General features: G+C 70.3%; 9 protein-coding genes. 6 read left to right on the top strand and 3 right to left on the bottom strand.

Annotation, left to right across the window (positions count from 1 at the left end; translation table 11 throughout):
- Nucleotides 1-360 precede the first annotated feature (360 nt).
- The 5 genes from ABZ928_RS52485 (at nucleotide 361) to ABZ928_RS52465 (ending at nucleotide 6,897) form a co-directional block, all read left to right on the top strand.
- Nucleotides 361-2,388, top strand: coding sequence for a hypothetical protein (locus ABZ928_RS52485; RefSeq protein WP_361536803.1), 2,028 nt, complete (start codon nucleotides 361-363; stop codon nucleotides 2,386-2,388).
- Between the two features lie 129 nt (nucleotides 2,389-2,517).
- Nucleotides 2,518-4,044: a GT4 family glycosyltransferase PelF gene (pelF, locus tag ABZ928_RS52480; protein WP_361536801.1), complete on the top strand. Its 1,527-nt coding sequence runs from the start codon at nucleotides 2,518-2,520 to the stop codon at nucleotides 4,042-4,044.
- Entirely contained in the window at nucleotides 4,041-5,465 is a 1,425-nt protein-coding gene (locus ABZ928_RS52475; protein WP_361536799.1) for a hypothetical protein, read from the top strand. Before pelF ends, ABZ928_RS52475 begins: the two co-directional genes overlap by 4 nt.
- Nucleotides 5,462-6,109 carry a spherulation-specific family 4 protein gene (locus ABZ928_RS52470; protein WP_361536797.1) on the top strand — a complete coding sequence of 216 codons (648 nt, stop codon included), beginning with the start codon at nucleotides 5,462-5,464 and terminating at the stop codon, nucleotides 6,107-6,109. The genes ABZ928_RS52475 and ABZ928_RS52470 overlap by 4 nt, the downstream gene beginning before the upstream one ends.
- 17 nt (nucleotides 6,110-6,126) lie before the next feature.
- A complete protein-coding gene (locus ABZ928_RS52465) occupies nucleotides 6,127-6,897 on the top strand; it encodes an endo alpha-1,4 polygalactosaminidase (RefSeq protein ID WP_361536795.1) in 771 nt (256 codons plus the stop codon).
- 67 nt (nucleotides 6,898-6,964) lie between these two features.
- On the opposite strand, the gene ABZ928_RS52460 is transcribed toward ABZ928_RS52465, so the two are convergent.
- Nucleotides 6,965-7,750, bottom strand: a complete 786-nt coding sequence (locus ABZ928_RS52460) for an adenosylcobinamide-GDP ribazoletransferase (protein WP_361536793.1) — start codon at nucleotides 7,748-7,750, stop codon at nucleotides 6,965-6,967.
- Between the two features lie 74 nt (nucleotides 7,751-7,824).
- Here ABZ928_RS52460 and ABZ928_RS52455 point away from each other — a divergent pair, with 74 nt between their 5' ends.
- On the top strand, nucleotides 7,825-8,577 hold the full coding sequence (locus ABZ928_RS52455) for a hypothetical protein (protein WP_361536791.1): 753 nt from the start codon (nucleotides 7,825-7,827) through the stop codon (nucleotides 8,575-8,577).
- On the opposite strand, the gene ABZ928_RS52450 is transcribed toward ABZ928_RS52455, so the two are convergent.
- The gene (locus tag ABZ928_RS52450; RefSeq protein ID WP_361536789.1) at nucleotides 8,529-9,215 is read right to left on the bottom strand and encodes a hypothetical protein; all 687 of its coding nucleotides are present in this window, start codon (nucleotides 9,213-9,215) and stop codon (nucleotides 8,529-8,531) included. The genes ABZ928_RS52455 and ABZ928_RS52450 overlap by 49 nt on opposite strands.
- On the bottom strand, nucleotides 9,212-10,912 hold the full coding sequence (locus ABZ928_RS52445; RefSeq protein ID WP_361536787.1) for a phosphatidylglycerol lysyltransferase domain-containing protein: 1,701 nt from the start codon (nucleotides 10,910-10,912) through the stop codon (nucleotides 9,212-9,214). Before ABZ928_RS52445 ends, ABZ928_RS52450 begins: the two co-directional genes overlap by 4 nt.
- Between the last annotated feature and the right edge of the window lie 48 nt (nucleotides 10,913-10,960).

Raw genomic sequence — 10,960 nt, 5'->3', positions numbered from 1 at the left:
TTTTGGGGGTGGGGCCCACCTCCCCCCCCCCCCCCCGCCCGCCGCCCCCGGCGGGGGCCGGGGGTGATCCCGGGCGCCAGGGCCTATCCGCGTCAGGGAGCGGCATCGACCGGGGCCTTCACCCCGTCGATGAACACCCGGAACGAGCCTACGCGCGTGCGGCTGGTTCGCTCATTCCTACGGGCGTTCACCTGTGGGTGGCGTCCTCGTCATTTCCCCGCTCTCACTCCCGGTGACCTCAGCCACACTCACTGTGTTCCGGCGGGCGCTCTGTTCGCCGCTTCGCATGATTTCCACGGATCCTCCTCGAATCTCCCACAAGGGACCGCAAGGGGATCTTCTGGGGGGAAGGGACACCCAATGGCGCAGAGTGCGCACAGATGGAGGGTCACCGCAGCCGTGTCCACGGTGGCGGGACTGATCGCGCTGGGACTGGGGACACCCGGTGCCGCCGCCGCGGCCACACCGCGCATCGATCTGAGAGTACTGGTCGTGGACAACGGCGACAGCCCCGTCCAGGCCATCACCGCCCAGCTGAAGAGCACCGGCATCCCGTACACCACGGTCGACCTGAACGCCGCCAACCGCCCGACGGTCACGGCCGCGTTCCTCGCCGACACGGTCAACGGCACACCCCGGGCCAAGTTCCAGGGCGTCGTCCTGCCCAACGAGGCCCCGTTCGGCGCCGGTTCGGCCGAGCAGACCGCGCTGGAGACGTACGAGAAGACGTACGGCATCCCACAGGTCGACGCCTATACGTGGGCGCACCCGGGGGTCGGCCTGGAGTACAGCAGCTACTCCGGCACGCTGGACGGCCGGGAGGCGGACCTCACGCCCGCCGGCAAGGCAGGCGTCTTCGGCTATCTCGACGGCGCCCTCGCCTTCGAGGACAACTCCCCGTCGGTGACGGAGAGTTACGGCTATGTGGCCACACCGGGCACCGGCTTCACCAGCTACGTCGACACGGCCGTACCCGGCGGCTCGGGCCGCGGCAGCCTCATCGGCGAGTACGCCCACGACGGGCGCCGCGAACTCGTCGTGACCTTCGCCTACAACCAGTACCAGCAGCAGTTCCGGGTCCTGGCCCGAGGCATCGTCGAGTGGCTGACCCAGGGCGTGCACCTCGGCCAGGCCCGCAACTACTTCGCCGTGCACGTCGACGACGTCTTCGCCCCCGACGCCCGCTGGGACACCCAGCGCAACTGCACCCCGGGCGACTTCGACTGCGCGGACGGCGAAGGAACGGGCACCACCCCCATCCGCATGACCGCCGCCGACGCCACGTACGCCGCCCAGTGGCAGCAGCAACAGGGCTTCACCCTCGACATGGTCTACAACGCCGGTTCCGGCGAGGAGTGGAAGACCGAGAACGGCGGCACGGATGCCCTCGCCGCCCAACTCCTCGCCGACAAGGCCAAGTACCGCTGGATCAACCACACCTACACGCACAAGTTCCTGGGCTGCGTCCAGGACACCACCACGGTGCCCTGGAGCTGCGCGAAGAACGCCGACGGCTCGACGCAGTACATGAGCCGCGCCGACATCTCGACGGAGATCCGCGACAACTACAACTGGGGCGTGGCCAAGGGCCTCCCGCTCACCCGCTCCGAACTGGTCACCGGCGAGCACTCGGGCCTCCGCACTCTCCCCCAGCAGCCCGCCGACAACCCGAACCTCGCCGGCGCCCTCGCCGACAACGGCGTCAAGTGGACCGCCTCCGACAACTCCCGTGAGCCGGACCAGCGTTCGGTGGGCAGCAGCACCCTCACCGTGCCCCGCTACCCGATGAACGTGTACTACAACGTCGGCACCGACGCCGAGATGGCCGACGAGTACAACTGGATCTACGCCTCCAAGGCCGACGGCGGCAGCGGCATCTGCGAGAACAACCCGACCTCCACCTGCCTGGCCCAGCCCCTCGACCCGGCGACCGGCTACCAGTCGTACATCGTCCCGCAGGAGGCCCGCACGGCCCTCGGGCACGTCATCAACAACGACCCGCGCCCGCACTACGCCCACCAGTCCAACCTGGCCGAGGACCGCACCCTCTACCCGGTCCTCAACAAGGTCCTCACCGACTACCGGGCCCTCTTCGCCGACAACACCCCCATCCAGAACCTCGCCCAGTCCGCCCTCGGCACCGAACTCCAGCGCCGCGCCACCTGGCAGGCCGCCCTGGCGAGCGGCAAGGTCACGGCGTACCGCATCGGCAACACCGTGACGATCACGGCCCCGAACGGTATCCAGATCCCGGTGACGGCCCCTGAGGGCACGAAGAAGCAACTCCTGCTCACCACGGCCGCGTTCGGCACGCCCTACGCGGGCAAGCGCTCGGCGTGGACCACGCCGGAGGCATTGCAGTCGGCGGTGACGCTGAAGCTGCCGTAGGGGAGATGCCCCTTCGTTTCTAGGGGCGCGGGGCTGTATCGATTTGCGGCTACCGCCGCGTGGGCGCGACCAGCCACGACGCGGCGGTAGCCGCACAACATCCGCACAACAGGGGGGATCCGCGCCGCGATGCGTCGCACAGGCAGCCACGTCACCATGCTCACCGAAGGCACCTACCCACACGTCCACGGCGGCGTCAGCACCTGGTGCGACCAGCTAGTCAAGGGCATGCCGGAGGTCGACTTCCACATCCTCTCGCTCACCGGCAGCGGCCGCGAACCCGTGACCTGGGACCTGCCGCCGAACGTCTACCGCCACACCTCCGTACCCACCTGGGGCCCCCGCCCCGGCCGCAAACACCCCCCGTACGGCAGGTCGAGGCGCCGCTTCCTGGACGCGTACGAACGCCTCCTGCTCGCCTTCCTGGCCCCCGGCGACTCCCGCTGCGACTTCGGCGAGGCCCTCTACGACCTGGCGGAACTGGCCAGAGACGGACGCCTGACCCCGGCCCTGCGCACGGAATCAGCCCTCCGCTCCCTGATGTGGATATGGACGATGCCGCACCTGCCGACGGCCGAGGCCAACCCCACGGTCCACGACGCCCTGACGGCGACGGACCTGCTGGAACACGCCCTGCGCCCTCTCGGCGTCCGTATCCCGGAGGACTCGGTCGCCCACGCGGTGAGCAGCGGCCTGGCCACGCTCCCCGCCCTCGCCGCGCACAAGCTCGACGGCGTGCCGTTCCTCCTCACCGAGCACGGCATCTATCTGCGCGAGCGCTACCTCGGCTACCGCTCGGACGCCCAACGCTGGCCCGTGAAGGCGTTCATGCTCGGCTTCTACCGCGAGCTGAACTCCCTCGGCTACCGCGCCGCCGACCTGATCACCCCCTGCAACCAGTACAACCGCCGCTGGGAGGAGCGCGGCGGCGCCGACGCCGACAAGATCCGCACGGTCTACAACGGCGTCGACCCGCACGCCTTCCCGCACGCGGGCCCCGAGCCCGAGGTTCCGACCCTCACGTGGTGCGGCCGCGTGGACCCCATCAAGGACCTGGAGACCCTGATCCGCTCCTACGCCATGGTCCGCGCCGAACTCCCGGAAACCCGGCTCAGACTCTTCGGCCCGGTCCCACCGGGCGGCGAGGAGTACCGGACCAGGCTGGAGAAGCTGGCAGCCGAGTTGGGCGTCACCGACGGCCTCACCTTCGAGGGCCGCATCAGCGAGGTGTGGCGGGCGTACGCGGCCGGTCACGTCGTCATGCTCTCCTCCATCTCGGAGGGCTTCCCGTTCTCCATCATCGAGGCGATGTCCTGCGGCCGTACGACGGTCTCGACGGACGTCGGAGGAGTACGCGAGGCGGTCGGCGACACAGGCCTGGTGGTCCCGCCCCGCGAGCCGGAAAAACTGGCGGCAGCGGCCCTCACCCTCCTCAAGGACGACGAACGCCGCCTGGAACTCCGCGAGTTGGCGAGACAGCGAGTCATCGACCGCTTCACCCTCCGCCGCTCCGTCGACAACTTCCGCACGATCTACCAGGAACTCGCCGGCCGCCCCGAGGTGTACGAGCCCGCGGTCGAGACGGTCGCCGACTGGACCAAGGAACTCCGGGACCCCTGGTACGCGGCGGTCGCGACGGACGGAACAGACTGGTGAGCGGAAGCATCCAACTGCCCCCGGGGGCGGGCCCGGCAACCCTGCCCAGCATCCCCAGGCAGCGCACCCCGAGCTGGGCCCAACCGGACCCGCTGGACGAACTGGCCACCCGCCTCGCCGACTTCATAGCCGCCGCCGTCCACCCGGACGAGATCGCCGCCCTCCTGGAGTCCGACGGCCTCTCGGACGACCAGATACGCGAACGCTACGGCGTCAAGAACTCCTTCGCCCTGGCGGAGACCCTCTACGACCGCACCCCCCGCCGCTACCCCGAACCGGACGGCCCTCTCCACGACCCCTGGCAGACAGGCCTGCTGGGCTGCCTGCTCCGGGGGGTCGTCTTCGCCCTCCCCGGCCTCGCCTACGTACTGGGCGCCCCCCTGATGACGGGCCCAAGAGACCACGATCTCCCGGCGGGCACGATCCCCCTCCTGGCCGGCGCGTTGGTCGGCTGGACCTGGAACCAGGGCCTGGCCCACAGGTCGTACTCCTGGCTGGGCCTGGGCGACCGTAGGGGAGCGAAACGCAGCCTGCTGCTAGGAGCCCCGGTGGGCGCGGTGCTGGGCGCGCTGGTCGCATGGTGGGTGGCGCTCCCAGGAGACCTGCCGGGAGCGGCCTTCGCCACCGGCCAGTCCCTCTACCTGGCAGCATCGACGATCCTGCTGGTGCTGGGCCGCGAACGAGCGTTGCTACTGGCCCTGTTGCCGATGGCGACGGGAGGGGCAGTGGCCTTGGCGCACCCGATGCCGGACGCGGCGAGAGTCGTCCTGCTGCTGGGCTCCCTGGCGGCGGTGGTAGTGCTGGGCTCCATCGAAGTGGCTTCGGCCGTACGCGCCCCAAAGGGGCGCGGGGAACTGCGCGACCAGCCCCCACGCACCCGCAGTCGAAACTCAACCATGGCGCCCCCAATCTCTGCCTCCCTCCCCTACGCCCTGTTCGGCCTCGGCACCGGCACCCTGGTCCTCCACGCAGCCCTGGCCAACCCCCTGACCGCCGTAGCCCTCACCCTCAGCATGGGCCCCGCGGAATGGCTACTCCACCGCTTCCGCAGCGCAAGCCTCGCCGGCCTCCGCAACACCAGCACCCCCAAAGCCTTCTGGCGCACAACAACCCGCACCCTCACGCAATGCCTGACCGCCTACTTGGCCACCGTCCTGGCCCTGGCCCTGGCCACCCGCATCGACCCATCCGCCGCCCTCCTCCTGGCCACCGTGCTCTGGACCGGCCTCCTCCTCCAGTCCTTCGGCGCGATCCTCACCGCGACGGCGGTCACCTGCACGGCGGCCCTGGCCCAGACGACGACCCTGCTGACCCACACAGGCGGCACCCCCTGGACAGCCCTCACCATCCACGGCACCGCGGCCGCAGCCCAAGCCGCCCTGGTCTGCGCCCTGTTGGGAAGAGCGACGGCCCACCGATGAACAGCCCCCTCCTGGTCCCGTACTACGAACACCCCTCCGTCCGCCCGGCGGAATGGCAGGCCCTCATAGCAGCCGCGCCCCACCTCTACGGCGTGGTCCTGAACCCGGCCAGCGGCCCGGGCGACCACCGCGACGAGGCCTTCGTGGAGGTGGCCGCCCGCCTACGCACCGCAGGGGTACGGGTGTTGGGCTACGTCGACACGGACTACGCCCGCAGACCCCACACCGACGTCGTCCGCGACCTCACCAGACACCGCGACTGGTACGGCACGGACGGCTTCTTCCTGGACCAAGTGGCCACAGGAGAGCAGGAGTTCACCTACTACCGCCACCTGGCGACGACCGCCGGAGGCAACGGCAGCGGCAGCTCCACCGTGGCCCTGAACCACGGCACCACCCCCCACCCCTCCTACGCCCGCATCGCCGACGTCCTCGTCACCTTCGAGGGCCACTGGACGACGTACCGCCGAAGACCCCCGCAACCCTGGCGCGGCGGCACGGACGTACGGCTCTGCCACTTGGTGTACGGCGTCCCGGCGGGCGCCGGGCCGATAGGGGAGGGGGCGGACCTGTACTGCGCGGTGCCCGGCGTAGGAGATCATCCTTGGGGTACGTTGCCCCACACTCTGGAGCCCGCTCGGTGAGACGCGTTTTCTGTCCGGTGTCCTTTCTCCTGCCGGCCCTTTTCCTGCTGGCCGCCTGCTCGACGACCGAGGACGCGAAGCCGGCGCCACGCTGGCAGCCGACCCCCGGCCTGGCCTGGCAGTGGCAGCTCACGGGGAAGACGATCGACACCTCCGTCGATGTCCCGGTGTACGACATCGACGGCTTCGACCAGCCCAAGTCCACCGTCACGGCTCTGCACCGCAAGGGCCGCAAGGTGATCTGTTATCTCTCCACGGGCGCGTGGGAGGACTGGCGTCCTGACGCGAAGAAGTTCCCCAAGTCGGTCATCGGCCGCAGTAACGGCTGGGACGGCGAGTACTGGCTGGACATCCGCGAGACGGACGTCCTCGAACCGCTGATGGCGGCCCGGATCGACATGTGCAAGGACAAGGGCTTCGACGCGGTCGAGCCCGACAACATGGACGGCTACAAGAACCGCACCGGCTTCCCCCTCAAGGCCGCCGACCAGCTCCGCTACAACCGCCTGATCGCGAAGCTCTCCCACGAGCGCGGCATGGCGGTCGGCCTGAAGAACGACCTCGACCAGATCCCGGACCTGGTCGACGACTTCGACTTCGCGGTCAACGAACAGTGCGCGCAGTACGGCGAGTGCGAGGCCAACACCCCGTTCATCGAGGCGGACAAGGCGGTCTTCCATGTGGAGTACGAACTGCCGACGAGCAAGTTCTGCGCCCAGTCACGGAAGCTGAAGCTGAGTTCGATGGAGAAGAAGTACGAGTTGGGAGCGTGGCGCCGAGCGTGTTGATACATGCCTGAGCGCAGCCAACCCAGGGGCGCGGGGAACTGCGCGACAAGCCACGACGAGCCCGCACTCACCCACCCAGCGAAAGCACCACGAGCGCAGTCGTAGCCGCAGTCTCCGCAAGCCCACCGAACACGTCCCCCGTGATCCCACCAAACCGCCGCATGCAGTGCCGCAACAGCAACTCCGCCACGGCAAGCGCAGCGACCACCGCAACACCGGCACGTACGGCGTCATACGGCCCGAACACCGCCCCCGCCCCCGCGGCCGCCAGCACCACCGCGACCCCGGCGATCACGGCACCCCCAACCGGCACTACCCCGGCCACAGCCGCCCCCAGCCCCTCCGGCCGGGCGGCGGGCACTCCGCCGCGCGCAGCCAGGGTGAGGGCGAGCCGAGCCGCGGTCGCCGACACGACCGTGGCCAAAACCCCCCGCGCCCACGACTCGCCGTACGCCTGAGCCAGCGCCGCCACCTGCGCGAGGAGCACGAAGACGAGGCTGATCACCCCGAACGGCCCGATGTCCGACTGCTTCATGATCCGCAGCGCGTCCTCGGCGGGCTTGCCGCTGCCGAGGCCGTCGGCGGTGTCGGCCAGTCCGTCCAGATGCAGGCCCCGGGTGAGCACGGCGGGTACGGCGGCGGTGGCGACCGCGGCCAGCAGAGAGCCCGAGCCGAGAACGAGAAGCAGTACCCCCAGTGCGGCGGCCGTCGCACCCACCACCAGCCCCGCCACCGGAGCGCACAGCATCCCGCCCCGGGCCGCGTCACGGTCCCAGCGGGTCACCTTGACCGGGAGCACGGTGAGGGTGCCGAAGGCGAAGCGGAGGCCGTCCGGCCAGGGGGTCTTGGACACCCGGGGAGGTTACCCGGCGGTCAGGAAGGCACGTTCGGCGAGGCACACCAAGCACCCCTGGATAAAGTTCGCTTATGGGACATTGGTTGCAGCGGAACATCATCGAGCCGGGCAAACTCCCGCTGCTTCTCGCCCTCACCTCCTTCGTCGTCACCTTCCTGGTCACCCGGGTCGTCACCCGGCTCATCCGGGCGGGCAAGGGTCCCTTCGGGAACATCAGCTCCGGCGGGGTGCACATCCACCACGTGGTGCCGGGGGTCGTCCTGAGCGTGGTCGGCGGCTTCGGGGCGGTGGGGAGCGGCCGGCACGGCTTCGGCGCGGCTGTCTGCGCCGTCATCTTCGGAATCGGCGCGGGCCTGGTCCTGGACGAGTTCGCGCTGATCCTGCACTTGGACGACGTCTACTGGTCGGAGGAGGGCCGCAAGAGCGTCGAGGTGGTCGTCCTCACCGCCGCGCTGGTCGGTCTGGTGCTGTCGGGGTTCTCGCCGTTCGGCGTCAACGACATGACCCAGGAGGAGCTCCGCGACCGGGCCAACGTCATCTCGACCGTCGCGCTCAACTTCCTGTTCGCGCTCGCCGTGCTGATGAAGGGCAAGCCCCGCATGGCGATCTTCAGTGTGATCGTCCCGTTCGTGGGTCTCATCGGGCTCGTCAGACTCGCCCGCCCGGGCTCCCCCTGGGCCCGCCGCTTCTACCGCCGCCGCCCCCGCGCCCGGGCCAAGGCCACCTTGCGCGCCTACCACCGCGACCGCCGCTGGGCGGGCCCCCGCCGCAGGCTTCAGGACCTGATCGGCGGCAAGCCGGACCCCGTGGCCGCCCGGCGATGACGTAGCTCCGAGATCCCGCACAGCACCAGCACCGCCGCGATCGCCGCGAGGTGCTCCTTCCCGGCGAGGTTGTCCTTCAGCAGCACCTCCACCACCATCGCCGCGATCACCACCCCCGCGGTGACATACGCCCGATAGCGCCAGCCCAGGAACACGGCGAGCCCCACCACGGCCGCCGACGGGCCGGTGTCGACGACCCGCGCGTCCGTGCCGGGGAGCCCGAACGGGCTGTCGGGGCCCAGCCAGATGCCGAGCCGCGCGTACAGCGTGCCGGCGAGCGTCGCGGCGTACGCGATGACGAGCGTGCGCCACCAGCCCAGACAGATCTCCGCGATCCCGAACACCAGCAGGATCTGCGCCAGCGCCCCCCACACGGGCAGATCCAGCGCCGGCACGAACAACGACAACGGCGTCCGCAGCAGCGCCAGCCACAGCGGATCCTGCGCCCGCACCGCCCCGATGTCCTGCACGAACCGATAGCCCCACGACTGGTTCTGCGTGAACTGCAACACCGCCGTCAGACACACCGCCCCGACCGCCATCGGCGCCGCCCGCCACCGCCGCCGCACCAACGGCCCGCGCACGGCGAGATACAGCGGCCCCCATTCGGCACGGGCCCAGCGGGCGATCCGATTCATCGACGCGTCTCCAGATGCTTGCGGTGCAGCCACTTCGGCAGCCCGGGAGCCTCCAGGAACCCCTCCGCGCGAGCAGCGGCGACAGCGATCCTCGGCAGGTCCGCGCTCTTCTCGAAGAGCAGGAACCGGGGTTCCCAGATGGGCCGGTACTTGGCGTTGGCCCGGTACAGCGACTCGATCTGCCACCAGCGTGAGAAGAAGCTCAGCAGTGACCGCCACAGCCGCAGTACGGGTCCCGCACCGAGCCGCCCGCCACGTTCGAAGACCGAGCGGAACACCGCGAAGTTGAGCGAGACCTGAGTGATCCCGATCTCGCGGGCCCGGCGCAGCAGCTTGATGACCATGAACTCGACCAGTCCGTTGTCGGAGTCCCGGTCCCGTCGCATGAGGTCGAGGGAGAGTCCGTTCGGGCCCCACGGCACGAACGACAGCAGCGCCCTCAACTCGCCCCCGGCATCGGTGCATTCGAGCATCACGCAGCGCCCGTCCTCCGGATCCCCGAGCCGCCCCAGCGCCATGCTGAACCCGCGCTCGGTCGCCCCGTCCCGCCAGTCGTCGGCCCGCTGCACCAGCCCGGCCATCTCCGCCGCCGGAATCTCCTCGTGCCGCCGGATCCGCACCGCGTACCCAGCCCGCCGCACCCGGTTGTACGCCTGCCGCACGGTCCGCATCGCGCGCCCCTCCAGCGTGAACTCGGCGACCTCCACCAGCGCCTCGTCCCCGAGCTCCAGCGCGTCGAGCCCGTGCCGCGCGTACACGGTCCCCGCCTCCTCGCCCGCCCCCATCACGGCCGGGATCCACCCGTGCGCCCGCGCCTGCTCCAGCCACGGCCCGATGGCGCCCGGCCACGCCTCCGGATCCCCGAGCGGATCACCGGACGCCAGCGACACACCCCCGACGACCCGGTACGCGACGGCCGCCTTCTCGCTCGGCGACCACACCACGCTCTTCTCCCGGCGCAGCGCGAAATAGCCCAGCGAGTCCCGCTCCCCGTGCCGCTCCAGCAGCTCCCGCAGCCGCTTCTCGTCGTCCTCGGTCAGCGGGTCGACCGCACGGCGGGAACGGAACGCGGCATAGAGCACGGCGAGGACGAGCGCGGTGCTGAGCATGTTGACCGCGACGTCGGCCCAGTGCGGCGGGGAGATGCCGGGGGAGTCCGCGGCGGCGACCGAGACCAGCCGCAACGTTCCGTACCGCCAGCGTTCGAGGAAGGTGGAGGGAGCGCTCGACCGATCGGTCGCCGTCACCAGCAGCGCCGCGAGCAGCGACGACACGAGCAGCCCGCCGGCCCCTACGGCCGCCGCGAGCCTCGGATTGGCCCGGTCACCCTTGGCGTAGAACTCCCGCCGCCCCAGCAGCAGCGCGCCCACGAAGGCGGCGGTCAGACCCAGCGACACCCAGTTCTGCGGATGCCGCCGGATCTCCGGGAACACCATGGCGAGCGCGAACAGCGCCAGAAACGCCCCGCTCAGCCCGAGGTTGAGGATCCACGCCGCCCGCTTCCGGCGCCGCATGGTGATCGCGAGGAACGCCGTGAAGACCCCGGACGCGAACCCCGCGGTCAGCAGATACGGCGTGAACAGATCCTCCTGGTTGTGCCGCCGCACGTCCTGCCCCAGGGCCACCCACACCGCACTGAGGAAGTTGACGAACGCGACGAGGCGCAGATACCAGACGGCGAATCGGGCATACCCCATGAGGCTGGATCATATGGGTGCCCTTGTCTGTTATATCGGACCTGTGCC

Source organism: Streptomyces sp. NPDC046909, from assembly GCF_040644695.1.
In the GTDB taxonomy this organism is placed as follows: Bacteria; Actinomycetota; Actinomycetes; order Streptomycetales; family Streptomycetaceae; genus Streptomyces.
Note: the sequence above shows the minus strand (reverse complement) of the source record. Positions and strands in the feature narration are given on the sequence as shown.

Coding starts and splice junctions, on each gene's coding strand:
- ABZ928_RS52455 (WP_361536791.1), top strand. CDS start 7,825: ATGGGACATTGGTTGCAGCGGAACATCATCGAGCCGGGCAAACTCCCG.
- pelF (WP_361536801.1), top strand. CDS start 2,518: ATGCGTCGCACAGGCAGCCACGTCACCATGCTCACCGAAGGCACCTAC.
- ABZ928_RS52450 (WP_361536789.1), bottom strand. CDS start 9,215: ATGAATCGGATCGCCCGCTGGGCCCGTGCCGAATGGGGGCCGCTGTAT.
- ABZ928_RS52445 (WP_361536787.1), bottom strand. CDS start 10,912: ATGGGGTATGCCCGATTCGCCGTCTGGTATCTGCGCCTCGTCGCGTTC.
- ABZ928_RS52485 (WP_361536803.1), top strand. CDS start 361: ATGGCGCAGAGTGCGCACAGATGGAGGGTCACCGCAGCCGTGTCCACG.
- ABZ928_RS52470 (WP_361536797.1), top strand. CDS start 5,462: ATGAACAGCCCCCTCCTGGTCCCGTACTACGAACACCCCTCCGTCCGC.